This is a genomic window from Streptomyces sp. Edi2 (assembly GCF_040253635.1).
Classification (GTDB): domain Bacteria; phylum Actinomycetota; class Actinomycetes; order Streptomycetales; family Streptomycetaceae; genus Streptomyces.
On sequence record NZ_JBEJGX010000003.1, the window covers coordinates 5984971 to 6010275 of the forward strand.

General features: G+C 73.1%; 24 protein-coding genes. 13 read left to right on the top strand and 11 right to left on the bottom strand.

Annotation, left to right across the window (positions count from 1 at the left end):
- Window positions 1–51: 51 nt before the first annotated feature.
- Window positions 52–591 carry a hypothetical protein gene (locus ABR737_RS29850; RefSeq protein WP_350253723.1) on the bottom strand — a complete coding sequence of 180 codons (540 nt, stop codon included), beginning with the start codon at window positions 589–591 and terminating at the stop codon, window positions 52–54.
- Window positions 592–774: 183 nt separating this feature from the next.
- Window positions 775–1902 carry a magnesium and cobalt transport protein CorA gene (locus ABR737_RS29855; RefSeq protein ID WP_350253725.1) on the bottom strand — a complete coding sequence of 376 codons (1128 nt, stop codon included), beginning with the start codon at window positions 1900–1902 and terminating at the stop codon, window positions 775–777.
- Between the two features lie 525 nt (window positions 1903–2427).
- Here ABR737_RS29855 and ABR737_RS29860 point away from each other — a divergent pair.
- A complete protein-coding gene (locus tag ABR737_RS29860; RefSeq protein ID WP_350253727.1) occupies window positions 2428–3012 on the top strand; it encodes a suppressor of fused domain protein in 585 nt (194 codons plus the stop codon).
- Between the two features lie 114 nt (window positions 3013–3126).
- Here ABR737_RS29860 and ABR737_RS29865 read toward each other — a convergent pair whose 3' ends face one another.
- A complete protein-coding gene (locus ABR737_RS29865; RefSeq protein ID WP_350253729.1) occupies window positions 3127–4389 on the bottom strand; it encodes an MFS transporter in 1263 nt (420 codons plus the stop codon).
- A 251-nt stretch (window positions 4390–4640) separates the two neighbouring features.
- On the opposite strand from ABR737_RS29865, the gene ABR737_RS29870 reads away from it, so the two are divergent.
- The 3 genes from ABR737_RS29870 to ABR737_RS29880 all read left to right on the top strand — a co-directional run bounded on the left by ABR737_RS29870 (window position 4641) and on the right by ABR737_RS29880 (window position 7296).
- Window positions 4641–5279, top strand: a complete 639-nt coding sequence (locus ABR737_RS29870) for a DUF6758 family protein (protein WP_350253730.1) — start codon at window positions 4641–4643, stop codon at window positions 5277–5279.
- Window positions 5280–5601: 322 nt separating this feature from the next.
- Window positions 5602–6456 carry a PHP domain-containing protein gene (locus ABR737_RS29875; RefSeq protein ID WP_350253732.1) on the top strand — a complete coding sequence of 285 codons (855 nt, stop codon included), beginning with the start codon at window positions 5602–5604 and terminating at the stop codon, window positions 6454–6456.
- 234 nt (window positions 6457–6690) lie between these two features.
- Window positions 6691–7296, top strand: coding sequence for a MarC family protein (locus tag ABR737_RS29880; RefSeq protein WP_129294305.1), 606 nt, complete (start codon window positions 6691–6693; stop codon window positions 7294–7296).
- A 156-nt stretch (window positions 7297–7452) separates the two neighbouring features.
- Here the strand turns inward: ABR737_RS29880 and ABR737_RS29885 are convergent, their stop codons facing one another.
- Window positions 7453–7605 carry a DUF8834 family protein gene (locus ABR737_RS29885; RefSeq protein WP_350253734.1) on the bottom strand — a complete coding sequence of 51 codons (153 nt, stop codon included), beginning with the start codon at window positions 7603–7605 and terminating at the stop codon, window positions 7453–7455.
- Window positions 7606–7808: 203 nt separating this feature from the next.
- Between ABR737_RS29885 and ABR737_RS29890 the strand changes: the two genes are divergently transcribed.
- Entirely contained in the window at window positions 7809–8735 is a 927-nt protein-coding gene (locus ABR737_RS29890) for an NYN domain-containing protein (protein WP_350253735.1), read from the top strand.
- A gap of 88 nt (window positions 8736–8823) precedes the next feature.
- Here ABR737_RS29890 and ABR737_RS29895 read toward each other — a convergent pair whose 3' ends face one another.
- The 3 genes from ABR737_RS29895 to ABR737_RS29905 form a co-directional block, all read right to left on the bottom strand.
- A complete protein-coding gene (locus tag ABR737_RS29895; RefSeq protein ID WP_350253737.1) occupies window positions 8824–9303 on the bottom strand; it encodes an SRPBCC family protein in 480 nt (159 codons plus the stop codon).
- Between the two features lie 148 nt (window positions 9304–9451).
- A complete protein-coding gene (locus ABR737_RS29900; protein ID WP_350253739.1) occupies window positions 9452–10318 on the bottom strand; it encodes an alpha/beta fold hydrolase in 867 nt (288 codons plus the stop codon).
- Window positions 10319–10435: 117 nt separating this feature from the next.
- The gene (locus ABR737_RS29905; RefSeq protein ID WP_350253741.1) at window positions 10436–12643 is read right to left on the bottom strand and encodes a DEAD/DEAH box helicase; all 2208 of its coding nucleotides are present in this window, start codon (window positions 12641–12643) and stop codon (window positions 10436–10438) included.
- 564 nt (window positions 12644–13207) lie between these two features.
- On the opposite strand from ABR737_RS29905, the gene ABR737_RS29910 reads away from it, so the two are divergent.
- On the top strand, window positions 13208–13945 hold the full coding sequence (locus ABR737_RS29910; protein WP_350253742.1) for a ferritin-like fold-containing protein: 738 nt from the start codon (window positions 13208–13210) through the stop codon (window positions 13943–13945).
- Between the two features lie 24 nt (window positions 13946–13969).
- Here ABR737_RS29910 and ABR737_RS29915 read toward each other — a convergent pair whose 3' ends face one another.
- The 4 genes from ABR737_RS29915 to ABR737_RS29930 form a co-directional block, all read right to left on the bottom strand.
- Window positions 13970–14260 carry a hypothetical protein gene (locus tag ABR737_RS29915; protein ID WP_350253744.1) on the bottom strand — a complete coding sequence of 97 codons (291 nt, stop codon included), beginning with the start codon at window positions 14258–14260 and terminating at the stop codon, window positions 13970–13972.
- A 384-nt stretch (window positions 14261–14644) separates the two neighbouring features.
- On the bottom strand, window positions 14645–14872 hold the full coding sequence (locus tag ABR737_RS29920; protein ID WP_129294298.1) for a DUF3107 domain-containing protein: 228 nt from the start codon (window positions 14870–14872) through the stop codon (window positions 14645–14647).
- A gap of 139 nt (window positions 14873–15011) precedes the next feature.
- Window positions 15012–15653, bottom strand: coding sequence for a TetR/AcrR family transcriptional regulator (locus ABR737_RS29925; protein WP_350253745.1), 642 nt, complete (start codon window positions 15651–15653; stop codon window positions 15012–15014).
- A gap of 148 nt (window positions 15654–15801) precedes the next feature.
- Window positions 15802–16020: an Rv3202a family protein gene (locus ABR737_RS29930; RefSeq protein ID WP_350253746.1), complete on the bottom strand. Its 219-nt coding sequence runs from the start codon at window positions 16018–16020 to the stop codon at window positions 15802–15804.
- 173 nt (window positions 16021–16193) lie between these two features.
- On the opposite strand from ABR737_RS29930, the gene ABR737_RS29935 reads away from it, so the two are divergent.
- From ABR737_RS29935 to moeZ, 7 genes are all read left to right on the top strand, one after another.
- Window positions 16194–17237: an alpha/beta fold hydrolase gene (locus ABR737_RS29935; RefSeq protein WP_350253748.1), complete on the top strand. Its 1044-nt coding sequence runs from the start codon at window positions 16194–16196 to the stop codon at window positions 17235–17237.
- A gap of 8 nt (window positions 17238–17245) precedes the next feature.
- Window positions 17246–18694, top strand: coding sequence for a DUF3152 domain-containing protein (locus ABR737_RS29940; RefSeq protein WP_502964402.1), 1449 nt, complete (start codon window positions 17246–17248; stop codon window positions 18692–18694).
- A gap of 232 nt (window positions 18695–18926) precedes the next feature.
- On the top strand, window positions 18927–20996 hold the full coding sequence (locus ABR737_RS29945) for a DUF3492 domain-containing protein (protein WP_350253750.1): 2070 nt from the start codon (window positions 18927–18929) through the stop codon (window positions 20994–20996).
- Window positions 20993–21262, top strand: coding sequence for a hypothetical protein (locus ABR737_RS29950; RefSeq protein WP_350253751.1), 270 nt, complete (start codon window positions 20993–20995; stop codon window positions 21260–21262). Before ABR737_RS29945 ends, ABR737_RS29950 begins: the two co-directional genes overlap by 4 nt.
- Window positions 21259–22536 carry a hypothetical protein gene (locus tag ABR737_RS29955; protein ID WP_350253753.1) on the top strand — a complete coding sequence of 426 codons (1278 nt, stop codon included), beginning with the start codon at window positions 21259–21261 and terminating at the stop codon, window positions 22534–22536. The genes ABR737_RS29950 and ABR737_RS29955 overlap by 4 nt, the downstream gene beginning before the upstream one ends.
- Before the next feature lie 325 nt (window positions 22537–22861).
- Window positions 22862–23818, top strand: a complete 957-nt coding sequence (locus tag ABR737_RS29960) for an NAD-dependent epimerase/dehydratase family protein (protein ID WP_350253755.1) — start codon at window positions 22862–22864, stop codon at window positions 23816–23818.
- Window positions 23819–24031: 213 nt separating this feature from the next.
- On the top strand, window positions 24032–25210 hold the full coding sequence (gene moeZ / locus ABR737_RS29965) for an adenylyltransferase/sulfurtransferase MoeZ (protein ID WP_350253756.1): 1179 nt from the start codon (window positions 24032–24034) through the stop codon (window positions 25208–25210).
- Window positions 25211–25305: the final 95 nt, after the last annotated feature.

A 25305-nucleotide genomic window follows, 5' to 3' on the forward strand; every position in this document is an offset into this window, starting at 1 on the left:
GGCCGCGGCCCTCACCGCCCGGGTTCAGCCCTTTGCGCCACCACCCGGGCTTCAGCCCTTGCGCCCCCGCCGCAGCAGCTTCGGCAGCGCCGCGGGCGCGGGACGCCGGGTGATCGCGGGGGTCGCGAGCGGCGGCGCGGCGTGGGAGTCCGCCGGCATCTGCCCGGGGCGCTGCTCCGCCGCCCAGGTCGGCTCCAGCCGCAGCACCCGGCACTCGCGCGCCCAGCGCTCCGTCAGGGTGTCGGCATCCGGCGCGTTGAGGCGCTTGCCCTTCAGCTCGTCGACGGCGGCCTGCCAGGCCTCGCTCCTGGGTGCCGGCTCGACGACGGTGGCCTGCCAGACGATCAGCCGGCCGCCCTTGTCCTTGCTGCGTACGGTGACCGTCGCTGTACCGCCGTCGGTGAGCCCGAGGTCGTCCAGCGGCTGTTCGCCGTCCCCGCCTCCGACGAGGCAGGCGGCTCCGTCGTGCCACAGATGCCACAGCGCCCGGGCCGGGCCGGTGTTCCCCCGCACCCAGATGAGGCCGGACTTCTTCGTGGCCTCTTCGATGAGCGCCCGATCCTGCAGGGCCTGCGACACGGTCTCCGTCATACGGCCCAGCCTAATGGCCCCGGTCGTGGCGCTCCGGGGCCGCCCGGACGCCGGGACGCGGCGGCCCGGGGCGCGGCGGTCCCTGAGGCCGTGGACCCGGTTGCCGCCGGGTCCGGTGCCGAGCGGCCCGATGCCGCGGGGCCGGGGTCACAGCAGCCACCCCGGCCACTGTGGCCACAGCGGTCAGAGCCACCCGTTGCGCTTGAACCCGCGGTGGATGCCGAAGCAGATGGCGACCGTCACCAGCATCATCGCCGGATAGCCGAACTTCCAGTGCAGCTCGGGCATGTAGTCGAAGTTCATGCCGTAGATCCCGGCGATCATCGTGGGGACGGCGAAGATCGCCGCCCATGCCGTGATCTTGCGCATGTCCTCGTTCTGCGCGACGGCCGCCTGCGCGAGGTTGGCCTGCAGGATGGAGTTGAGCAGATCGTCGAAGGACAGCACCTGCTCGTTGACCCGCGCCAGGTGGTCGGCGACATCCCGGAAGTACTTCTGGATGTCGGAGTCGACCAGCCGCATCGGACGCTCGCTCAGCAGCTGCATCGGCCGCAGCAGCGGCGACACCGCGCGCTTGAACTCCAGTACCTCACGCTTGAGTTGGTAGATCCGCCCGGCGTCGCCGCCCTTGGGGGAGCCCTTGCCGCCGATGCCCTTGCCGTTGGTGCCCGAGCTGAAGACGTCGATCTCCACCTCGTCGATGTCGTCCTGGACCGCGCCCGCGACCGCCATATAGCCGTCGACGACCTGGTCGGCGATGGCGTGCAGCACCGCGGACGGCCCCTTGGCCAGCAGTTCCGGGTCGTCCTGCAGCCGGTGCCGCAGCGCGCGCAGCGAGCCCTGGCCGCCGTGCCGCACGGTGACGATGAAGTCCCGGCCGGTGAAGCACATCACCTCACCGGTCTCCACCACCTCACTGGTGGCGGTCAGCTCGGTGTGCTCCACGTAGTGGACCGTCTTGAAGACGGTGAACAGGGTCTCGTCGTAGCGCTCCAGCTTCGGCCGCTGGTGGGCGTGCACGGCGTCCTCGACGGCGAGCGGGTGCAGCCCGAACTCCTGGGCGATACCGGCGAATTCGGCCTCGGTGGGCTCATGCAGCCCGATCCAGGCGAAGCCCCCCTCGGAGCGGACCGAGGCCATCGCCGCGGCCGGGGTGACGTGCTCGCTCACCCGGCGGCCCTCGCGGTACACGCCGCAGTCGACGATGGCGCTGTTGCTGCAGGCCGGGGCGGACTTCTCGTAGCTGTACGGGGTGCTGTCGCGCCGCCGGGACGGGCGGACGGCGGCGCGCAGGTCACGGATCATCGACATGGCAGGCTCCTTCACGGGCCGGCCGTCAGTGGCGAGCGCGGGGCGCAACGCTGCCCGGAACGTGGACGTACGAGGCGTCATCGGCTGTACGTCCGCAAAGCGGGCGGCGCTCGTGCGAGGGCACTGACGGCAGTTCGCAGAAAACACGGAACAAAGAGTCGAAGGCGCTCTTCCGTCATCTACATCCGGCGCAAAGGTGCTTCCCTGGTTTCGCCGCTGAACGGCGGGGTACGGAAGCTCTCGGATCAGGAGATTCGCTGCGCGAAGGGGATGACAGGAGAACTATCGGTACTGCACGGTCGACTCGGATCCACCGCAGCCCCACCTCCTCCGGCCGGTCCCCGTTGGGGGACGACGTCATTCCCTGAGCAGACGGCAAGGCTATCAGCCGCCTGCGGTGTTACGGCGCCGCTTTGCCCGTTCCATACGAAGAACGAACGACGCTGCGCCGGGTCCCGGACGGAGCCCGGGGGAAGCCCGTGGAGCGGTGACGGCCGGGCGAAGGCTCCGGCCTATGCTCACGGCATGTCTGACGTTCTTGAGCTGGTCGAGGCCCGGTTGCGGACGACCCTGGGCGAGCCGGACGCGCGCGCCGCCGTCACGTTCCTCGGCACCGACCGTATCGAGGTCCTCCGCTTCGTGGACAACGGGGTGGTGCGATACGCCACGCTCGGGATGTCCGCGCAGCCCATGGCCGATCCCACCGCCGTGCTGGCCGATCCGCTGCGCGGTCCGCGCGCCGAACTCCTGCTGTCCGTACGCGCCGGCCGCGTGGAGAGCGACAAGGTGCTCAGGCCGCTCGCCGTGCTCGCCGCGTCGCCGCAGGTCGAGGGGGTGGTGGTGGCTCCCGGGGCCTCGCTGGACGTGGGGGAGCCGCTGTGGCCGGGGGCGGCTTTCACCTCGGTTCTGGTCGCCTCGCCCGGGGGCCTCGTCGAAGACCTGGCGCTCGACGAGCCGAGGGAGCCGGTCCGCTTTCTGCCGCTGTTGCCGATGACGCCCAACGAGGCCGCCTGGAAGCGGGTGCACGGCGCCGAGGCCCTGGAGAAGCGCTGGCTGGAGCACGGTACGGATCTGCGTGACCCGCTGCGTGCGGGCGTATCGCTCGACTGAGCCGCGCGCGACGGTACGACGACGCACGCCCCGTCCACCCTCCGAAGAGGGCGGACGGGGCGTCAGTTTCCGTACGCGGGCGGACCACAGGGTGTGCGCGGGGCCCGGTCCGCCTCAGTCGGCGAAGACCGCGACCGCTTCCTGTCCGGCGTGCCGCGGTACCGGCGCCCCGGCCTCGGTGGTCAGCGCGCGGCGCCGGACGGCGACGATGCCGGCGCCGGTCACCGCGGCCCCGGCCGCGACCACGAAGGGGAGGTGGATATCGGTCCACTCCTCGATCTTGGGCGCGAGGAACGGTGCGGCCGCCGCCGCGAACCACCGGACGAAGTTGTAGCCGGCGCTCGCCACGGGGCGCGGCGCGTCCGAGACGCCCAGGGCCAGCTCCGTGAAGACGGTGTTGTTCAGACCGATGAAGGCGCCGGAGAGGACCGTGCAGGCGATGGCGGTGGTGTGGTCGCCGTAGCCCAGGACGATCAGGTCGGCCGCGAGCAGCAGCAGTGAGCCGCCCAGCACCTTCAGCGAGCCGAAGCGGTGCTGCAGCCGGGGTGCCACGATCACCGAGAACACCGCGAGCAGCACTCCCCAGGCGAAGAAGACCCCACCGGACTTGTACGGCGACATGTCCAGCACGAACGGGGTGAAGGCCAGCACCGTGAAGAACGCGTAGTTGTAGAAGAACGCGGCCACGGCGGTGGCGGCCAGGCCGCCGTGGCCGAGCGCCTTGAGCGGGTCGAGGAGCGAGGTCCTGGCCGCCGGCTTCGGCTGCTCCTTGAGGAAGGCCGTGATGGCGAGGAAGCCGATGGCCATCAGGGCGGCGGTGCCGAAGAACGGGTAGCGCCACTTCATATCGCCGAGGATCGCGCCGAGCAGCGGGCCGCAGGCCATGCCGAGGCCGAGCGCGGACTCGTAGAGCAGGATCGCCGCCGCGGAACCCCCGGCCGCCGCGCCCACGATGACCGCCAGCGACGTCGAGACGAACAGGGCGTTGCCCAGGCCCCAGCCGGCCCGGAAGCCGACGAGCTCGCCGACCGACCCCGACATGCCGGAGAGCGCGGCGAAGACCACCACCAGCGCCAGACCGGCCAGCAGCGTCTTGCGGCCGCCGATGCGGCTGGAGACGAAGCCGGTGACGAGCATCGCGACGGCGGTGATCAGGAAGTAGGAGGTGAAGAGGAGGGAGACCTGGCTGTTGGTGGCGTGCAGGCCCCGCGCGATCGAGGGGAGGATCGGGTCGACGAGGCCGATGCCCATGAAGGCCACGACCGAGGCGCCCGCCGTGGCCCATACGGCCTTCGGCTGGCGGAGGAGGGACGTGCCGCCCTCGTCGAGCGGATCGTCCGCGCCGCTGCCGTGGCTGCTGCCCTTCGTGCCGCTCATGCTGCGGATCTCCTTCCCGTTGCCGGTTGCGTACCCCTGATCCCCGTGGTCTCGCCGGACCGCCGAGATCGTTGATGTTTACACACAATAAGTTAGGTACGCTAAAGAGTGCAAGTGGCAACTACTTTCCCGGCCGGACGGGGCGCGCGGCCGGGAAGTGGCCAAATACGCGGCGGCGTACGTGATTCGGGGCACACCGGTGGGGTGATCGTCCTTGACGCGGCGGCGGGCCAGGAGGACCGTGGAGGGCTATGAGGGGCGAACCCAGTTGCCCGAAGTGCGGAGGCCGGGTGCGGGCGCCCGGTCTCTTCTCCGACACCTGGCAGTGCGCGCTGCACGGCACCGTGCACCCACTCCAGCCCGTCGTCCCGCCGAGCGTCGAAGCGCTCGGCGTTGTCGTGCACCGCGCGCAGGTGCCCGTGTGGATGCCCTGGCCGCTGCCGGTCGGCTGGCTGTTCACCGGCGTGGCCTGCGCCGGTGACGACCGCAGCGGCGGCCGCGCGACCGCGGTGGCCTGCACGGGCCCCGGACCGCTCGGCGGCCCCGGCGAACTGCTGCTGATCGCCGAGGAGCTGGGCGTCGGCCTCGGCTCGCGCTACGCCGGTATCGACGGTCCCGACCCCGGCCCCCATATGTGCGTGGACAAGCCGCCGCATGCCAAGGTGCTCGCCGCCGGCCGCCCGACCGCCCTGTGGCACGTCGACGGTGCGCCTGCGGACCGTGCGGTCTTCGCGGGCGAGGCGCGCGGGCTGTGGCTCTGGGCGATCGCCTGGCCCGAGCAGTCGGGGCTGCTGCTCTACGACGAGCTGGTGCTGACCGATCTGCGCGAGGCGGGCGCCGAGGTGGACCTGCTGCCGTGCGGGGCCATCTCGCCGCGGATTCTGGGCTGAGGGGCGGCCGCCGGAGACGGAGATCCGGAGACGGAGATGTGGTCGCCGAAGGCACGGCTGTCCCAGGCATGGCTGCCGGAGAGGGGCCGCCGGAGCCACTGCCGTCGAAGATGCGGGCCGCCGGAGCCACGGCCGTCGAAGATGCGGACGCCGGTGACGTGGGCGCCGGGGTGGCCTCCCTCACCGTCCGGAGGGCCTTGGGCGCTCCCGGCCGCCCGGTATCCTTCTGGGGTCCCCTGCGGTGTACCGTCACCCGGCCTCCTGCCGGGTCCCGTCCCGTATCTGTCCCGAATCCGCCCCGCAGCAGTCTGGAGTCCGCGTCGTGCGCATCGATCTGCACACCCACTCCACGGCGTCCGACGGGACGGACACCCCCGCGGAGCTGGTGCACGGCGCCGCGGCCGCGGGGCTGGACGTCGTCGCGCTGACCGACCACGACACCGTCGGCGGGCACGCCGATGCGCGGGCCGCACTGCCCGCGGGGCTGACGCTGGTCACCGGCGCCGAACTCTCCTGCCGGCTCGACGGGGTGAGTCTCCATATGCTCGCCTACCTCTTCGACCCCGACGAGCCGGAGCTCGCCCGCGAGCGCGAGCTGGTGCGGGACGACCGGGTGCCGCGGGCCCAGGGGATGGTCGCCAAGCTGCGGGAGCTCGGTGTGCCGGTCACCTGGGAGCAGGTCGCCCGGATCGCCGGCGACGGCGCCGTGGGACGGCCGCACATCGCCACCGCCCTCGTCGAGCTGGGCGTGGTCGGCTCCGTCTCGGACGCCTTCACCTCCGAGTGGCTGGCCAACGACGGGCGGGCGTACGTGGAGAAGCACGAGTTCGACCCGTTCGACGCGATCCGGCTGGTCAAGGCCGCCGGCGGGGTCACCGTCTTCGCGCACCCGCTGGCCGTCAAGCGCGGCTCCTGCGTACCGGAGAGCGCGATCGCCGAACTCGCCGCGGCCGGCCTCGACGGCATCGAGGTCGACCACATGGACCACGACGAGCCGACCCGCGCGCGGCTGCGCGGCCTGGCCGCCGACCTCGGCCTGCTGACCACCGGTTCCAGCGACTACCACGGCAGCCGCAAGACCTGCCGCCTCGGCGAATACACCACCGACCCCGAGATCTACGGCGAGATCGTGCGCCGCGCGACCGGCGCCTTCCCCGTTCCCGGCACGGGCGGCTGAGCCCGCCGCGGCCCGGCGGCCGCCGCGCACGCCCCGTAGCCCGGGACGCCACCGGCACCTGCCCGGTGCCGCCGAGCGGTGCGGATACCGCCCTGCGCCCGCCGTTGCCCGCCCGCCACCACCCCTTCTCTCCTTCCTGTCCTCCCTTCTTCCTTCCTTGGCTGCCTTACGGATCCGCGCCCGCGCGCCGCCCGTGAGCGCTCGTCCCGTACCACCTCTCGCAAGGCCTTCACCGTGTTCGACATCGCTGTCTTCAGTACGCTCTTCGTCACCCTCTTCGTGATCATGGATCCGCCGGGTATCACCCCGATCTTCCTGGGCCTGACCTCCGGCCGGCCCGCCAAGGTGCAGCGCCGGATGGCCTGGCAGGCGGCCACCGTCGCGTTCTGCGTCATCGCCGTCTTCGGCCTCTTCGGCCGGCAGATCCTGGGGCGGCTGCACATCTCGACGCCCGCGCTGATGATCGCGGGCGGGCTGCTGCTCCTGCTGGTCGCGCTGGATCTGCTGACCGGGAAGTCGGAGGAGCCGACCCAGACCAAGGACGTCAATGTGGCGCTGGTGCCGCTGGGCATGCCGCTGCTGGCCGGGCCGGGCGCGATCGTCTCGGTGATCCTCGCGGTGCAGCACGCGCACGGTTTCGCCGCCCAGCTCTCCGTCTGGACGGCGATCGCGGCGATCCATGTGGTGCTCTACCTCGTGATGCGGTTCTCGCTGGTGATCATCCGCGTGATCAAGGACGGCGGAGTGGTCCTGGTGACGCGGCTGGCGGGCATGATGCTCTCCGCGCTGGCGGTGCAGCAGATCATCAATGGCGTGCTGCAGGTGATCCAGGGAGCCTGAGGCCCTTCCCGGGGCCCGGGGGCCGGCCGCGGACACCGCAGCGCCCCCGTACGGCGTACTGAGCTGTCAGTCGTCATACGGGGGCGCTCGTGCGGTTGCGGCCGTGCGCGGGCTCGGCCGGCGGCGTGCTCGCGCCGTCGGGCGGCGGAGCGGGTGTTAGCGGGCGGCGGTGCCGGCCGGGCGGATGTAGATGCGCTGGCCCGTTGCGGCGGCCTGCTGCACGATCCGGTTGACGGAGGCGGCGTCCACGACGGTGCTGTCCACGGCGACACCGTCGACATCGTCCAGGCGCATGATCTCGAAGCGCATACGGCTTCTCCCTTCGTCTGATCCTCCTGCGGAGAACTCTTGGGTATACGAGCGGCCCGGCGTCGCTGCCGGGCGCTCCGTCCACGTATAACGACCTGCCCAGTGCAATCATTCCCTACGCTAAAGAAAAATTTCGACGGCCTAAGTACGAGGCTTCGGCGCGCTTGTGCCCGCGGAGCGGCCGCCCGGAGAATGGGTCCGGTATGAACGACGTCCAGCCCACGGGCCACACCGACCTCACCGCGCTCGCCGCCGGGATCGAGCGCACGAACGAGCTGCTCACCCGGGTGCTCGCGGAGGTCTCCACCACCCCGTCCACCCATGCGGCCTTCGTGGACGCGGGCTATGTCTACGCCGCGGCGGGACGGCTGGTCACCGGCACGGAGGACCGCAAGGCGTTCGATCTCGACGCCGAAGGGATCATCGAGGCCTTTATCGACAAGGCCCGGATGATCTTCCCGGACAGCCGGCTGCTGCGCGTCTACTGGTACGACGGTGCCCGCCGCCGGATCCACACCCAGGAGCAGCAGCGGATCGCCGAGCTGCCCGATGTGAAGATCAGGCTCGGCAACCTCAACGCCAACAACCAGCAGAAGGGCGTCGACTCCCTGATCCGCTCCGACCTGGAGTCGCTGGCCCGGCACCGCGCGATCAGCGACGCGGTGCTCATCGGCGGCGACGAGGACCTGGTCTCCGCGGTGGAGGCGGCGCAGGGCTATGGCGCACGGGTGCATCTGTGGGGCATCGAGGCCTCGGGCGGCCGCAATCAGGCCGAGCCGCTGCTGTGGGAGGTCGACAGCGCGCGCACCTTCGACCTGGAGTTCTGCAAGCCGTACGTCACCCGGCGGATCGGCGTCGAGTGCGGCGACCAGATGACGGGCGAGGGGCCCGCGCCCAGCCGTGCGGAGGTCCGCTTCGTCGGCGCGCAGGTCGCCGCGCAGTGGCTCTCGGAACGCGGCCGCGAATGGGTGGCCGGGCTGCTGCCGGGCCACCCGTATCTGCCCGGCGCCGTCGACCAGGAACTCCTGACCGCCGCGGAGGCGCTGCTGCGGCACTCCCTGCGCAGCCATGCCGATCTGCGGCGGGTCCTGCGCGACGGCTTCTGGGACCACGTCCAGGGGCAGTACTAGGCCCGGACCAGGCTCGTCACCGGCGCCGGCAGCGGGCCCTGCCGGGGCACTCCCCGCTGCGCCGCGGCCCGCAGGCCGTGCCGGCCGCTCAGGCCCTCGCCAGCAGCTCGGTGAGGCGGTCGAAGAAGCCCGTCCAGCCCGCCTCCGCCTGGCGGTACTGCTCGGAGGTGAGGTTGCCGCCGAGCTGGCGGAAGGCCATCTCCGTACGGTCACCGAGATCGGTCAGGGTGACCCGGACGATCTCGCCCTCGGAGCTCGGTGCGGCCGCGTCCTTGAGGGTGAACTCCAGCCGTTCCGGGGCGGCGACCTCGCGGTAGACCCCGGAGAACGGCAGCTCACCGCCGTCCGGCGTGCGCATGACCAGCGTCCAGACCCCGCCGGGCCGGGCGTCCATCGTCATCCGCTCGACCGGCACCGCCAGCTCCCCACCGAACCAGTACGCAAAGTGCTCCGGCGTCGTCCACGCCTCGAAGACCAGCTCACGGCGGACGTCGAAGGTCCGGGTGAGCGCGATGCCGTGGGGGTCGTCCTCGGCGCCGGCCGGGGGAGTCGACGGATTCTCGGTCATGGTCGGGCCCTTCGTGCGAAGCGGTGCCGGCCGGGCGCCGGTGGGGGCCCGCCTGCCTCGATGCTCGCCGAACCACCCCGTGCTGTCCTGGCGACGCCGTCCGCTCGGTCCACACGGGCGGCGGCGATACCCGACGGCCGGGCGGCGCTCAGCCCACACCGCTCCAGAACCCGGCGAGCGCCTCGGCCGTCTTCTGCGGCCGTTCGGCGTTGGGGGAGTGTTCGGCGCCCTCGATGACGGTGCGCCGGGCGGACAGCCGCTCGGCCATCGCATCCATCGACGGCACCGGCCAGGCGTAGTCGACGGCGCCGGAGACGACATGCGTGGCAAGCCCCGTACGGGCCAGCTCCGCCACCCGGTCGGGCTCCGCCAGCATCTGACGGCCGGTCGCGATCAGCTGCTCGGGAACGGTGTTCAGCCAACGGCGATACAGGAACGCGCCGATCTCCGGCGGCGTCGACGCGTCCGCCGCCTCCGGAGGGTCCAGCTCGCGCATCGCCCGCCAGACGCTCTCCATGTCGAGCGTGCCCAGCGCCTCGATCAGCATCCGCACCCGGGCCTGCTGGGACGCCTCGATGGCGGCGGGCCCGGAGCAGAGCACGGTCAGCGAGCGGAACGGGGCCGCGTCGAGCAGTACGGCGGCCCGGGTGACCAGCCCGCCCAACGAGTGCCCCAGCAGATGCACAGGACCGCCGTCCGGCTCCCGCAGGGCCCGCGCCTGGGCCAGCACATCGAGCGCCAACTCCCTTTGCGCGTACGCCCGTTCATCGCGGGGGCCGGAGGATTCGTGCTGCCCGCGCCCGTCCACGGCGACCGCCCGGAACCCGGCCGCGGCGAGCGGAGCCAGCAGGGCGATGAAGTCCTCCTTGCTGCCGGTGAATCCCGGCACCAGCAGGGCGGTCCCGATCGGCGCGGCCTCGGGCCGGGCGTCGTGCACGGCGAACGCGCCGCGCTCGGTGTCGAGTCGGTACGCACGGGCGCACGCGGGCAGTGTGAGGGTGGGCGGCCTGCTCATGGAGTGAGGTTATCCGGGCCGGGCGGAAAACCGGGCCGGGGACGCCGACGACCCGGCGCCCGCACAGTGCGGGCGCCGGGTCGTCGCGCCGGGATCCCGGCGTCAGCCGGGGGAGGCTCAGCTCTCGGGCGTGGCCTCGGCGGCGGGCGCCTTGGCGCGGGTGCGGCGGCGCACCGGCTTGGCCTCGGTGGTCTCCGTCGCCTCCGCGGCCGGCTTGGCCGCGGCCTTGCGGGTCCGCTTGGGCTTGGCCGGGGCGTCCTCGGCGGCGGGTGCGTCCGCCACGGCCTTGGCGGTGGCCGCGGCCTTCCGGGTGCGCTTGGGCTTGACCGGGGCGTCCTCGGCGGGTGCGGCCTCGGCGGTGTCGGCGGCGCTCTCGGCGGCCGGCTTGGCCGCGGCCTTGCGGGTCCGCTTGGGCTTGGCGGGCGCCTCCACGGCGGCCTCGGCCGTGTCCGCCACGACCTCGGCGGCCTTGGGGGCTGCCTTGCGGGTCCGCTTCGGCTTGGCGGGAGCCTCCACCGCGGCGTCCGCGGTGTCCGTGACGGTCTCCGTCACCGCGGCCGGTGCCGTCGCCGCGGCGGCCTTGGCGGTGCTGCGGGTCCGGCGGCGCGGCTTGGCCGGCGCCTCGGCGGGCTCGGCCACGGCCGCGGACTCGGCGATGACCGCCGCGCCCTTCGCCGCCGCGAGCGCGCTCGCCGCGGTCTCCACGGTCTGGAAGCTCCCGCTGTCCTCCGGACGGACGGGGCGGGCCCGGCGGCGGCGCGGCTTCACGGGCTCCGCCGGAGCCTCGGCCGCCACGGGGGCAGCCTGGGTCACCTTGGGGGCAGCCTGGGCTGCCTTGGGAGCGGCCTGGGTCACCTTGGGCTCAGCCTGGGTCGCCTTGGCAGGGGCGCCCCCGGCCTCGGTGGCCGGAGCCGGGACGGCCGCTGCGCCCGAGGCCTGGCTGCCGCGGGTCCGGCGACGCCGGCGCGGCTGGCGCGGCCCGGCGGTCTCCGCACCTTCGGTGCCCTCGGCGACGGCAGGGGACGCGGTCGCCTGCGCCTCGGCGGCGGCCGCCCCGTCCAGCGACGTACCGCCACGGGTACGGCGGCGCTGCCGCGGTGTACGGGTGCGCTGGGGGCGCTCCTCCTCGACGACGGCGCCCTTACGGGGACCACGGCCGCGGCCGCCGGTCTCGCCCAGGTCCTCGACCTCTTCCGCTGCCAGCCCGGCGCGGGTGCGCTCGTCGCGCGGCAGCACGCCCTTGGTACCCGCGGGGATGTTCAGCTGCTCGTACAGGTGCGGCGAGGTGGAGTAGGTCTCCTCCGGCTCGTCGAACGCCAGGTCCAGCGCCTTGTTGATCAGCTTCCAGCGGGGGATGTCGTCCCAGTCGACGAGGGTGACCGCGGTGCCCTTGGCGCCCGCGCGGCCCGTACGGCCGATGCGGTGCAGGTAGGTCTTCTCCTCCTCGGGCGACTGGTAGTTGATGACGTGCGTCACGCCCTCGACGTCGATACCGCGGGCGGCGACGTCGGTGCAGACCAGGACATCGACCTTGCCGTTACGGAAGGCGCGCAGCGCCTGCTCACGGGCGCCCTGGCCGAGGTCGCCGTGCACCGCGCCGGAGGCGAAGCCACGGCGCGCGAGCTGGTCGGCGATATCGGCGGCGGTCCGCTTCGTACGGCAGAACACCATCGCCAGGCCCCGGCCCTCGGCCTGCAGGATGCGGGCGACCATCTCCGGCTTGTCCATGGAGTGGGCCCGGAAGACGTGCTGGGCGGTGTTGCGGACGGTCTGGCCCTCGTCGTCCGGCGCGGTGGCGCGGATGTGCGTGGGCTGCGACATGTAGCGGCGGGCCAGGGAGATGACCTGGCCGGGCATGGTCGCGGAGAACAGCATCGTCTGGCGCTTGGCCGGCAGCAGCTGGATGATCTTCTCGACGTCGGGCAGGAAGCCCAGGTCGAGCATTTCGTCGGCCTCGTCCAGCACCAGGCTCTTGACCTGGGAGAGGTCGAGCTTGCGCTGACCGGCGAGGTCGAGCAGCCGGCCGGGCGTGCCGACGATGACGTCGACGCCCTTCTTCAGCGCCTCGACCTGCGGCTCGTAGGCCCGGCCGCCGTAGATCGCCAGGACGCGGACATTGCGCACCTTGCCTGCGGTGAGCAGGTCGTTGGTGACCTGCTGGCACAGCTCACGGGTGGGCACGACCACCAGGGCCTGCGGCGCCTCGGTCAGCTGCTCGGGCTTGGCGCGGCCGGCCTCGACGTCGGCGGGGACCGTGACGCGCTCCAGGAGCGGCAGGCCGAAGCCCAGGGTCTTGCCCGTGCCGGTCTTGGCCTGGCCGATCACGTCGTTGCCGGAGAGGGCGACGGGGAGCGTCAGCTCCTGGATGGGAAAGGGGGAAATGATGCCGACGGCTTCCAGGGCCTCGGCCGTCTCGGGGAAAATGCCGAGGTCTCGAAATGTAGACAGAATCTTGCCTCTTCTGTGAGACGCGGCGTGAGGCGGCGAAGGGGGTCGTACCGCACCTTCGTACGAGTTCGTACGGGGCCGGCCTGATGATGCGGCCGGTGGGGCGGGACCACTGCCAACGCTCAGGCACTCCTGCCGCGAGCGGTCTCCCTCTTGCCGTGCGTATGTCTGCTACGCGCCGCGTCAGAGGGCGGTCGGTTTGGAGCCGATCGGGCCACCGACCGGGCATCCGCTTCGTGGAACGACCCACCGATACTCGGCAGGTCCAAATACCACTGTACCCCGGATACGGCGCGCTCATCCGAAGGCTTGTATGAGTGAGGAATACATCACGGCCCGGCGCGGCACCGGGACACCGGCCACGACCGCCGTTCGTACGGGGGAACCGGAGTGGCTGACCAGGGCCTTCCCCGGACGGCCGAGCGGGCTATTGTGCCGGTCATGGGAACGCCTGACAACGCCGCCGCTGACGCGCGCACACACACCGGGATCGCCGCCCAGGACTGGGCGCAGGCATCCACCGAGCCCCAGTACCGGGCCGCCGTGATCGATCTGCTCGGCGCGCTCGCCTATGGCGAGCTGTCCGCCTTCGAGCGCCTGGCGGAGGACGCCAAGCTCGCGCCGACGATGGACGACAAGGCCGAGCTGGCCAAGATGGCCTCGGCCGAGTTCCACCACTTCGAGCGGCTGCGGAAGCGGCTTGCGCAGATCGAGGCGGAGCCGAACGAGGCGATGGAGCCGTTCGCCGCCGCGCTGGACGAGTTCCACCGCCAGACCGCGCCGTCGGACTGGCTGGAGGGCCTGGTCAAGGCCTACGTCGGCGACTCGATCGCCAGTGACTTCTACCGCGAGGTCGCGGCCCGGCTGGACTCCGACACCCGCGATCTGGTGCTGGCCGTACTCGACGACACCGGGCACGCCACCTTCGCCGTGGAGAAGGTGCGCGCGGCCATCGAGGCCGAGCCGCGGGTCGGCGGCCGTCTCGCGCTGTGGGCCCGCCGGCTGATGGGCGAGGCGCTGTCGCAGGCGCAGCGGGTCGTCGCGGACCGCGATGCGCTCTCCACGATGCTGGTGGGCGGGGTGGCCGACGGCTTCGACCTGGCCGAGGTGGGCCGGATGTTCTCGCGGATCACCGAGGCGCACACCAAGCGGATGGCGGCGCTGGGCCTCGCGGCCTGACCCGCGAGGGGCGCGCCGGGCGGTTCAGGCCGTCCGGTGCCCCTTCAAGGGGGTGGCCGGCCGCCGAAAGCGCCGGCGCGGCGGGCGCGCCACGACCGACAGCAGGGCCGCGCCCACGGCGATCGCGGCCACCATCACCTGGACGGGGTGGCCCGGGCCGAGGATCGAGCGGGTCAGCAGCGCGCCGAGCAGCGCCGCGACCGGGCCGGTCGCCAGGGTGAGGGCGCGTGCGGGGAAACGGTCGGGCAGCCATCGCGTGGCGGACAGGGCGGTGGCGAAGCCGATGAGCACGGCGCCGAGCGCTTCCCAGATCATGCTGTTCCCTCCCGTGTGACGGTGCCGATCAGCTGAACAAATCGGTCACAGGCGGTCGTACCCAGGGGGCACCGGCAGCAACCCTCCCTGCGCAGGTCCCGTGCCTGATCAGCCCAGCCGGACCGACTCGAACGGCCTGATCTGCGGAAAGGCGGCGGGCAGGGGCCGGAAACGGGCGGGGGAACAGCGCGGTGAAACCGGGGCGATCCGGCAAGATCCGCGGAGAACCGGGGCGATCGGGCGAGGTCCGGGAGAACCGGGGGGAACCGGTGAGACGCGACGGGCCGGCGCGCGGAAGGCGGCAGGAAAAGGGCGGCGGCCCGGAGTGAGATCTCCGGGCCGCCGCCCTTGTCACCTGCGGGCGCCGCATCGGGCGCCCCCTGCTCAGAGCGCGCCGAAACCGACCTTGCGGGCGGTGGGCTCGCCGATCTCCACATAGGCCAGCCGGTCCGCCGGGACCAGGACCTTGCGACCGTGGTCGTCCACCAGGCTCAGCAGCTGTGACTTGCCGCCCAGCGCGTCGGACACCGCGCTCTCGACCTCTTCGGCAGACTGCCCGCTCTCCAGAACGATCTCGCGGGGTGCGTGCTGCACGCCGATCTTGACCTCCACGGCTTTTGTCCCTCCGACGGTCCGGGGATCCCCAGCGTCAGCTGGGGGAGGATGCGCGGTCATCGCGCCGTACGCAGCACACATTAGCCCGGTCCGGGGACGCGCAGGACGCCCTGGACCACGCCTGCAGCGAACACGGTCAGTGCGTGTCGCTGCCGTGCAGCGGGAAGCCGGCGATGCCCTTCCACGCGAGCGAGGTCAGCAGCTGCACCGCGGTGTCCCGCGGCACCTTGCTCTCCGAGGACAGCCAGTACCGGGCCACGACCTGGGAGACGCCGCCCAGGCCCACGGCGAGCAGCATCGACTCGTCCCGCGACAGGCCGGTGTCCTCGGCGATCACCGCGCTTATGGCCTCGGCGCACTCCAGCGACACCTTGTCCACGCGCTCGCGGACCGCCGGTTCATTGGTGAGGTCCGACTCGAACACCAGTCGGAAGGCGCCGCCCGGGTCCTCCACGTAGGCGAAGTAGGCGTCCATGGTGGCGGCGACCCGCTGCTTGTTGTCGGTCGTCGACGCCAGCGCCGTGCGCACCGACTGCAGCAGGGCCTCGCAGTGCTGGTCCAGCAGGGCGAGGTAGAGATCCAGCTTGCCCGGGAAGTGCTGGTAGAGCACGGGCTTGCTGACGCCCGCCCGCTCGGCGATGTCGTCCATCGCGGCCGCGTGGTAGCCCTGTGCGACGAAAACCTCCTGGGCGGCGCCCAGAAGCTGATTGCGCCGGGCCCGTCGTGGCAGGCGTGTGCCCCGCGGGCGCGTCGCCTCGGTCTGCTCGATGGCGCTCACGCTGCCTCCCAGAAGTTGTTCCGTACGCGGTCCGTGCAAGGTGGTGCACCGCGCCCGCCATCGTACTTTTGGGTAACCCGGCTGTGCGCGGTCGAGGCCGAGAATTTCTGCCCGGCACCCCTCGCGGAAGCCGACAAAACCTCCCGGGTCATCGGTATTCGTCTTCGTTGAGCTCCACGACGCGGGCCTGTTCGGCGAGATCCGCCTCGTTCGCCTCGTCCGGATCGTGGGCGGTCAGCGGCTCGTCCCGCTGCGGTGCGAGATCGGCGTACTGCTCGGCGGTGTCCGCTTCGGGGGCTTCGACGTCGATATCGGTGGCGTCGCTCTCGTCCGTGAAGGTCTCCGGGTCTGTCGGGTCGACGCGCATGGTGGCTCCTCTTTCCCGCGTGCTCGTTCGTCGGCTGGTGCCTTTGGCATGAAAGCAGGGGCCGGGGCGGCTGCCCTCGCCTACGAGCGTAGGAGAGTGGCCGCGGCAGCGCGATGCGGTGTGTGACCGCGGACACACGATCGGGGGCGTGATCGTCTCGTAACATCGTTCCCATGTCTTCGACCGAGTCGCCGGACACCGCGACCGCCGCTTTCCCGGTGCCACCGGCCGGCCCCGGCCGGCACGGCGGGGCGGAGACGGTGCGCACCGTGACCCTGCCGGGCCTGACGCTGACCGTACGGGCACCCGCCGGGCCGCCCGCGCACGGCGACGAGGGAGACGAGCGAGCGGAGGAGGCCGCGGGCGGTGGCGCCGCGGAGGAGCGCGAGCCCGCGCTCTACGTCCACGGCCTCGGCGGCTCCTCGCAGAACTGGTCGGACCTGATGCCGCTGCTCGCCGACCGGGTGGACGGCGAGGCGGTCGACCTGCCCGGCTTCGGCCACTCGCCGCCGCCCCACGACGGCAACTACTCCGTCTCCGCGCAGGCCCGGGCGGTCATCCGCCACCTCGACGCGGCCGGGCGCGGCCCCGTCCACCTCATCGGCAACTCCATGGGCGGTGCCGTGTCGACCCGGGTGGCGGCGGTGCGGCCCGACCTCGTCCGCACCCTGACGCTGGTCTCCCCGGCGCTGCCCGAAGTGCCGCCGCAGCTGACCGCGGTGCCCACGGCGCTGCTGGCCGTCCCCGGTATCGTCGGGCTCTTCGGCCGGCTCACCCATGACTGGACGCCCGAGCGCCGCACCCGCGAGGTGCTGGCGCTCTGTTACGGCGACCCCGGCCGGGTCAGCCCGGAAGGGTTCAACGCCGCGGCCGAGGAGTATGCGCGACGGCTGGAACTCCCGTATTTCTGGGAGGTGATGCAGCGCTCGGCCCGTGGTCTGGTGAACGCCTACACGCTGGGCGGACAGCATAATTTGTGGCGTCAGGCAGAGAGAGTTCTCGCCCCCACCCTTCTCGTCTACGGTGGACGCGACCGCCTGGTCTCCTACCGGATGGCGCGGCGGGCGGCCGCGGCGTTCCGCGGTTCGCGACTGCTGACGCTGCCGGAGGCGGGGCATGTGGCGATGATGGAATACCCGGAGACAGTGGCGCGGGCCGTCCGCGAACTGCTCGACAGTGAAGTGACCGATGTGACCGCTGATGCGGGCAGGAGCTGACACGCCCCGTGGGACGCCATAGCCGCCGAGGCCGGCCGGAGACCGTTGCGGAAAGCCCGGAGACGGCAGGTCCGCCCGGCAACACCCCTCCGGGAGACGGTGCGCCCGGCTCCGGGCAGGGCTCCGGACGCCGCAGACGCGAGCCGTTCGGCGGCGATGCGGTGCGCGGCGGACACCCCGAACAGCACGAGCCGGGCGGTGGCTGGGGCGCGTTCCCCGGAGCGCCGTCCTCCCCGGTGGCCTCCGGTCAGGGTGCGCCGAGGATTCCCCGCCCGCGGGCGGAGGCGCCCGGTGCCCCGCTGGTCGCCCCGCCGGGCACCGGCCCGGGGCCGCGGCGCGACTACGTGGATGCCTTCGACGCCAGGTCGTTCCCGGGGGGCCGGGGCGGCGCGGACGACCCGGACGACGATGTGTTCCGGGCCGGTGCGCCCCGGACGGCGGGGCCGGCGGCCGGAGTGCACGGGGCCGGCGGGGACGGCATGCCTTCGGGCGGCCGCTTCCCGGGGCGGTCGGGGGCCTTCGACCGCGACGAGGCCGACGTGCCGTACCCGCGGACCGCATCCGGCGCGGACGGCGGCGAGCCGGGCGACCCGGCCGACCGGGACCCGGCCGAAGGATTCGCGGGCGAGGAGTCGCGGCACGGCAGCAAGAAGGGCGGCATGGGCCGGACGTTCACCGGTGCGGCGGCCGCGGCGGTGACCACCGTCCTCGCCGTCGTCATCGCGGGCCAGGTCGCCGAACAGCACAAGGAGGGCGGCGACCCCCAGACGCGCAGCGGCAACGACCGTACCGACGGGGTCGGCGACGAAGCCTCCAGGTCGCGTTCCCGGCCCACCCAGGACGCCAAGCCTGCCAGTTATGACGAGCAGATGGCGCAGGTCTTCCCGCTGGACGCGCGTCTGGCCGGCAGCGGCAAGTTCAGGCCGACCGGCGGCGACGCCAAGGCGCCGGGCCACGGCAAGGTGATGCGCTACCGCGTTGATATCGAGGAGGGGCTGCCGCTGGACGGCAAGCTCTTCGCCGAGGCGGTGCACAAGACCCTCAACGATGAGCGCAGTTGGGCGCACGGCGGGCAGCGGACCTTCCAGCGGGTGGCATCCGGGAACGCCGACTTCGTGATCACGCTGGCGAGCCCGGGGACCACGGCGGCGTGGTGCGCCAAGTCCGGTCTCGACACCAGCGAGGGAAATGTCTCGTGTGACTCGGCGGCGACCGACCGCGTGATGATCAACGCCTACCGCTGGGCACAGGGCGCCAAGACCTATGGCCAGGACAAGATGTTCGCCTACCGCCAGATGCTGATCAATCACGAGGTCGGCCACCGCCTCGGGCACAACCACGAGGTCTGCTCCCGGCAGGGCGCACTGGCCCCGGTGATGATGCAGCAGACGAAGTTCCTGACGACGGACGGGGTGACCTGCCGGCCCAACTCCTGGCCGTTCCCCACCCAGAAGTGAGCGGGCGGCGCAACGGCGGGCGCCACGGGCGGTGGCCCGTGACCCTCGCATAGCGCGTCGAAACGCCCTTTGGGGCGGAAAGTTACGTGCGTTCACCCCTTCCGGTGGCGCGATGGACAACCGTCCATCGCGCCACCGGCCCTTTGCATAGCTTCTTCCCGCAGGTGGCGGCCGTGCCGCCGGCACGCCAGGGACGTCGATATGGCTGATATGGGAGGACGGGGGTGCACCCGTGCGCATTGGACTGCTCACCGAAGGTGGTTACCCGTATGCGTCCGGTGAGTCGCATGCGTGGTGCGACCGGCTCGTGCGCGGGCTCACCGGCCATGACTTCGAGGTCTACGCCCTGAGCGCCGAGCCCCGCCGGGACGCGCCGCCACGGCCCGAACTGCCGCGCCACGTACGGCTGGTACGCAGTGCGCCCCTGGAGGACGGCTTTCCCGCCGGGCGCCGCCGGGCCGGCGAACCGCGCAGGGGCCGCACCCCCGGACGGCGCGAGCGCCGCCGCTTCGCCGAGTGCTTCGGCGATCTCGTGGCGGCCTTTGCCACGGCGCCTCCAGGAGGCGAGCCGGCCACCCCGGTGGTCCCCGCCCGGGGCGCCGCCCACGGGGGAGCGCCGGCCGGGTATCCGCCCGCCGTCCCCGGCGGTACCCCCGATGAGGTGGTGACCAGTAAAGCGGACCGTTTCGCCGGCGGTCTCTACGGGCTCGCCGAACTCGCCCGCGAGCACCGGGGACTGCCCGCGCTGCTGCACTCCGAGGACGCCGTACGCCTCCTGGAAGCCGCCTGTCACGGGCCCCGCGCGCTGCCCGCCGCGCCGGGCGCACAGGTCAACGATCTGCTGGCCGTCACCGCCGGGCTCGCCCGAGCGCTGCGGCCGCTGTCCCTGGACTGGTACGGCGACCGGCACACTCCCGGGCTCGGCGGTGTGGACCTCTGCCATGCCACCTCCGGTGGCGCGGCCGCCCTCCCCGGGCTGCTGGCCAAGCACTTTTTCGCCACCCCGCTCCTGGTCACCGAGTACGGCGTACGGCTGCGCGAGCACTATCTCGCGCGCGCCTCCGCACCACTGAGTGCGCCGGTGCGCGCGCTGCTCGCCGCTTTCCAGGGCGCACTGGCCGCCGAGACCTATGCGCAGGCCGCGCTGATCACCCCCGGCAACACCCACGCCCGGCGCTGGCAGGAGCGCTGCGGCGCCGACCGCGCCCGGCTGCGCACGGTCTACCCGGGCATGGACGCCGCCCCCTTCGCCGCGGTCGCGGACGCCGGCGCGGACGACTCCAAGACGCTGGTGTGGGTCGGCAGCATCGAGCCCGCCAAGGACCTCATCGGGCTGCTGCACGCCTTCGCCGAGATCCGCAGGGCCGAACCGGAGGCCACCTTGCGGATCGTCGGCGGCGTCGGCCGCGACCCGCAGGCGCCCGGATATCTCGCGCAGTGCCAGGCGCTGGCCGCCCAGCTCTTCCCCGACGAGGCGGCCGACTCCCGCAGCGTCGGCGAGAACCCGGTCAGCTTCGAGGAGATCGGCAGCCCCGAGGTGCCGGACCTGGCGGACGCCTACGCCTCCGGCGCCGTGGTGGTGCTCTCCAGTGTCATCGAGGGTTTTCCGCGCTCCCTGGTGGAGGCGATGTTCTGCGGCCGCGCCACGGTGTCGACCGATGCCGGTGCGGTCTGTGAGGTCATCGGGGGCACCGGTCTGGTGGTGCCGCCCCGTAACCCCCGCGCCCTTGCGGAGGCCTGCACCACGCTGCTCGGCGACCCGGACCGCAGGGCCAGGCTGGGTGCGGCGGCCCGGGCGCGGGCGCTGGAGCTGTTCACCGTCGAGCAGAATGTCGCGGCATTTCGTGGCATCTACCTGGAGTTGATCTCCCATGCCCCGGCCCTCCCGGCCGCCTGCCGTGCGCGGGACGCCCGGGGCGTCCCGCAGCCCTTCGCCCGTCCCGCCGAGTCCCATGTCCCCGGCCGCTGGGCCGCGACCGGTGCCGCCACCCGCGCCGCCGCGCCCGGCGCCCGGGACGCCGTCCCCGCTGCCCGGGACGCCGTGTCAGCCACCTCGGCTGCCGTGCCCGCGGGCCGTACGCCCAGCTGGGCCGTCCCCGCACAGGAGCGGACCGCCGTGCTGCCGGTGCCGGCCGGTGGAGGCGCGGAGGCCGGCGGAGGCGCGGAAGGCGGGGGAGTGGCGGAGGGCGGGGGAGCGACCGGCGTCCGAGGGGCGAGACGGTCGGTGAGATGGGGAGCGGCCGGCGATCGGACAGGCGTGACCGGCGCGGAGGAGAGAGCGAAAGAGAGAGGGCAGTGGTGAGGGTGACGGCTGTGCTGGACGTGATGTGTGCGATGGGCCTGGTGGGCGTGGCACTGGTGACGGGCATGACGGATGTGGCGCACGGCGGGAGCCGGCCCGGGCTCGGGTACAGGCTCCGGCGCGACCGCCGTCCCGGCCGCCCGGTGTACGCCGACCACACCGTCCCCGGCGGCCGCGGCCGCCCCACCCGGCGGCGTATGCCGCACCCCGGCCCCCGCACGGACGGCTGTGCGGCGGCGGCCCGGGGGAGAGGGGACAGGCTGTGACCACTCCCGACCCCGGCGCCACTCGCGCCGCGCCGGCCATGGCGGACGGGGACGCCGCCCGCCCCGCGGCCGCCATGGCGGAGGGGAACGCCACCCGAACCCCGCCGCCGGCCAAGGAGACCACCGCCCGCCCGCCGCGCCGCGGCCCCGCCGACCCCGTACGGTCCCTGATGCACCGCCACCAGGAGCTGTGCGCGCGTGCCGTCGACGCGCTGGAGATCGCCGCCGGCCTGGAGGCGCACGGCGTCACCGACCGGACGGCCGCTCGCTTCCGGCACCGCGACGTCTTCTCGCTGGCCGAAGAGCTCTACGCCCGGGTGCCCCGCGCCGACGCGCCGGACGCCGGGCCGGACGGGCAGCCCCGCCCGCCCGCTCCCGTCTCCGCCCCCGCGCGGGGCTCGCACGCCGTGCGCGGGGCGCTGCAGCTGCTGCCCGGCGCCGTCTGCGTCGCGGCGGTCGCCGCCCTCGCCTCGGCCGGTGCGGCGACTCCCGCCGTACGCACCTGCGTCGGCGCGGCGGGCGGTGTGCTGGTCGCCCTCGCCGTCCGGCTGGCCGTCCGGTCCGGGCCGCTGCGACTGCGCCACCGGGGCGCCGGATCCTGGACCGCCGGCCTGTGGGTCTGCTGGACGGCCGGATACGCGGTCTACGGCGACTGGCTGCTCGGACAGCTGCTGGCGGGCGGCCCCGACCTGCCCGACGCCATGCCCCGGGCCGCCGTCGCCACCGCCGTGGCCCTGGCCTTCGCCCTCGCACCCGCGGCCGGCTGCGCCCACTGGTTCGCGGCGCGCGGGCGGCGCGGGCTGGCCGCCAGCCGCGGCCTCGGAGAACTCGCCGCCCGTGTCCGGCCGCTGCTGCTCGCCGCCACCCTGCTCTTCCTGGGCGCGCTGGTGGCCCTGCTCCTCGGCGCGGACGCGGCCTTCGGGAGCGACGGCCCGACGGCACTGGCCGCGGCGGCCGCCCTGGGGGTGCTGCTCTTCCTCGCCCGGCTGCTGGCCGTGCACGGCTTCCCCCGCGCGGCCGCGACGGGCCTGGCCTCGGCCGCCGCGCTGGAAGCCCTCGCGCTGTCCCTGGTGCTCATCGCCCGGCTCCCCGGCCTGCCCCCGCTCGACGTACCGGTCGAAGCGCTCACCACCGCCGTGGGACCGGCCGCCGTACCCGCCGTGGCCTGCACGGCCGCCGCCGCCGGGCTCCTCTTCTACGGCCTGCGGGCGCTCACCGGCGCCTGCGCGCACTGGCCGGCCCCCTCCGGCCCGGCGGAGGCGCACCGGCCGTGACCCTCCGCACGCACCCCGGCTGGCCCCCTGGCCCCCGGCCCCCTGCCCTCGGACTCCCTGCCTCCGGACTCCCCGCCCTCGGATTCCCCCTCCCCGGACTCCCCGTTCCCCCACACGGGCACCCCCACCACGCACCACCCCCGGAGCGGCACCCCGAAACGGCCGCTTCGACCCCTGACCCGCGGACCTCACCCCCCACCTGCCCCCCGCCCCCGGGGCGGAGGCCGACTCCGCGGAAGCCGACGTACTTCCCTCGATCCGCCTTAGGAGCACGACATATGAACGTCCAGCCGACCACACGCCACGCGCACCGGGGGGTCGCACGATGAGGGTGCTGCTCATCGGTGCCAACGGCTACCTGGGCCGTTATGTCGCCGACTGCCTGCTCGCCGACCCCGCCGTCCAGCTCACCGCCCTCGGGCGGGGCGACGACGCCGACGTCCGCTTCGACCTGGCCACCGGCAGCCCCGGTGCGCTCACCCGCTTCCTCGACGCGGTCCACCCCGGTGTCGTCGTCAACTGCGCGGGGGCCACCCGCGGCGGCGCCCGCGAACTGACCCGGCACAACACCGTCGCGGTCGCCACCATCTGTGAGTCGCTGCGCCGCAGCAGCTGCGGCGCCCGGCTCGTCCACCTGGGCTGCGCGTCCGAGTACGGGCCTTCCCAGCCCGGCTCCTCCACCGCCGAGGACGCGGTGCCGCGCCCCGGGGGGCCGTACGGCGTCAGCAAACTGGCCGCCACCGAACTGGTCCTGGGCTCCGGCCTCGACGCCGTCGTGCTGCGGATCTTCTCGCCGGTCGGCCCCGGCACCCCCGCCGGTTCACCGCTGGGCCGGCTCGCCGAGGCGATGCGCCGCGCCATGCAGTCCGGCGACAACGAACTCAAGCTCGGCGGGCTCGGCGTACAGCGGGACTTCGTCGACGTCCGCGATGTCGCGCGGGCGGTGCACGCCGCCTCGCTGTCCGCCGCGCAGGGCGTCGTCAACATCGGGACCGGCCGGGCCGTACGGCTGCGCGAGGCCGCGTCCGTGCTCGCCCGGGTCGCCGGCTTCGGCGGCGCGCTGCACGAGATCGACTCCCCGCCGGCCCGGCTGGTCATCCCCGGCCCGTCCCCCGAGCACCCGGTCGGCTCGCCGCCCGCCACCTACCCCTACCCGGACGGCTGCGGCACCTGGCAGCAGGCGGATGTCCGCACCGCCCGTGACCGGCTCGGCTGGCGTCCGCGGATCGGGCTGGAGGAGTCCCTGGCCGACATCTGGATGGAGGCCGCCTGCCGTATCTGACCGGCCGCCGGGCCGCCGGGGCGGCGCCAGGGGTGTCTCCCGGAGACGCCTGGGCGTCACTGCCCGGTTACTGGGACGGATTCGTCTCGCGCATCGGAACAGGTGTCTCGGAATGAAGAAGGGCGTGGCAGTGTTGCGGGGAGAGCAAGCTCCCCCACTCTCGGCTCCGCTCGGGCGGGGGGAACCCCATCTAGACCGACCAACGGAGTTCCCGTGTCGCTGCCACCCCTGGTCGAGCCCGCTTCCGAGCTCACCGTCGATGAGGTCCGCAGGTACTCCCGCCACCTGATCATCCCGGATGTCGGGATGGACGGGCAGAAGCGGCTGAAGAACGCCAAGGTGCTGTGTGTCGGCGCCGGTGGCCTGGGCTCGCCCGCGCTGATGTATCTGGCCGCGGCCGGCGTGGGCACGCTCGGCATCGTGGAGTTCGACGAGGTCGACGAGTCGAACCTGCAGCGCCAGATCATCCACAGCCAGGCGGACATCGGCCGCTCCAAGGCGGAGTCCGCGAAGGACACCGTCCTGGGCATCAACCCGTACGTCACGGTCAATCTGCACCAAGAGCGCCTTGACTCCACCAACGTCATGGAGCTCTTCGCCCAGTACGACCTGATCGTGGACGGCACCGACAACTTCGCCACCCGCTACCTGGTCAACGACGCCTGCGTGCTGCTGAACAAGCCGTACGTCTGGGGCTCGATCTACCGCTTCGACGGCCAGGCCTCGGTGTTCTGGAGCGAGCACGGCCCCTGCTACCGCTGCCTGTACCCGGAGCCCCCGCCGCCGGGCATGGTGCCCTCCTGCGCCGAGGGCGGCGTCCTCGGTGTGCTGTGCGCCTCCATCGGCTCGATCCAGGTCAACGAGGCCATCAAGCTGCTCGCCGGCATCGGCGACCCGCTCGTCGGCCGGCTGATGATCTACGACGCACTGGAGATGACCTACCGCCAGGTCAAGGTCCGCAAGGACCCCGACTGCGCCATCTGCGGTGAGAACCCGACCGTCACCGAGCTCATCGACTACGAGGCCTTCTGCGGCGTCGTGTCCGAGGAGGCCCAGGAGGCGGCGGCCGGCTCGACGATCACTCCCCGGCAGCTCAAGGAGTGGATCGACGGCGACGAGAAGATCGAGATCATCGACGTCCGCGAGCCGAACGAGTTCGAGATCGTCTCGATCCCCGGCGCCAAGCTGATCCCCAAGAACGAGTTCCTGATGGGCACCGCCCTCCAGGACCTGCCGCAGGACCGGAAGATCGTTCTGCACTGCAAGACGGGTGTCCGCTCCGCCGAGGTCCTGGCCGTACTGAAGTCCGCGGGCTTCGCCGACGCCGTGCACGTCGGCGGCGGCGTCATCGGCTGGGTCAACACCGTCGAGCCGGAGAAGCCGGTCTACTGACCAGACCCACGGCCTGCACCGGCCGGGGCCTCCACCGAGGCCCGTGAGTCCTGCGCAAAGGCGCCGGTCCGTACCGCACGGACCGGCGCCTTTGC

Excerpts from the sequence above, each read along its gene's own strand:
- ABR737_RS29850 (WP_350253723.1), bottom strand. The coding sequence starts at position 591 with ATGACGGAGACCGTGTCGCAGGCCCTGCAGGATCGGGCGCTCATCGAA.
- ABR737_RS29855 (WP_350253725.1), bottom strand. The coding sequence starts at position 1,902 with ATGTCGATGATCCGTGACCTGCGCGCCGCCGTCCGCCCGTCCCGGCGG.
- ABR737_RS29860 (WP_350253727.1), top strand. The coding sequence starts at position 2,428 with ATGTCTGACGTTCTTGAGCTGGTCGAGGCCCGGTTGCGGACGACCCTG.
- ABR737_RS29865 (WP_350253729.1), bottom strand. The coding sequence starts at position 4,389 with ATGAGCGGCACGAAGGGCAGCAGCCACGGCAGCGGCGCGGACGATCCG.
- ABR737_RS29870 (WP_350253730.1), top strand. The coding sequence starts at position 4,641 with ATGAGGGGCGAACCCAGTTGCCCGAAGTGCGGAGGCCGGGTGCGGGCG.
- ABR737_RS29885 (WP_350253734.1), bottom strand. The coding sequence starts at position 7,605 with ATGCGCTTCGAGATCATGCGCCTGGACGATGTCGACGGTGTCGCCGTG.
- ABR737_RS29890 (WP_350253735.1), top strand. The coding sequence starts at position 7,809 with ATGAACGACGTCCAGCCCACGGGCCACACCGACCTCACCGCGCTCGCC.
- ABR737_RS29895 (WP_350253737.1), bottom strand. The coding sequence starts at position 9,303 with ATGACCGAGAATCCGTCGACTCCCCCGGCCGGCGCCGAGGACGACCCC.
- ABR737_RS29900 (WP_350253739.1), bottom strand. The coding sequence starts at position 10,318 with ATGAGCAGGCCGCCCACCCTCACACTGCCCGCGTGCGCCCGTGCGTAC.
- ABR737_RS29910 (WP_350253742.1), top strand. The coding sequence starts at position 13,208 with ATGGGAACGCCTGACAACGCCGCCGCTGACGCGCGCACACACACCGGG.
- ABR737_RS29915 (WP_350253744.1), bottom strand. The coding sequence starts at position 14,260 with ATGATCTGGGAAGCGCTCGGCGCCGTGCTCATCGGCTTCGCCACCGCC.
- ABR737_RS29930 (WP_350253746.1), bottom strand. The coding sequence starts at position 16,020 with ATGCGCGTCGACCCGACAGACCCGGAGACCTTCACGGACGAGAGCGAC.
- ABR737_RS29935 (WP_350253748.1), top strand. The coding sequence starts at position 16,194 with ATGTCTTCGACCGAGTCGCCGGACACCGCGACCGCCGCTTTCCCGGTG.
- ABR737_RS29960 (WP_350253755.1), top strand. The coding sequence starts at position 22,862 with ATGAGGGTGCTGCTCATCGGTGCCAACGGCTACCTGGGCCGTTATGTC.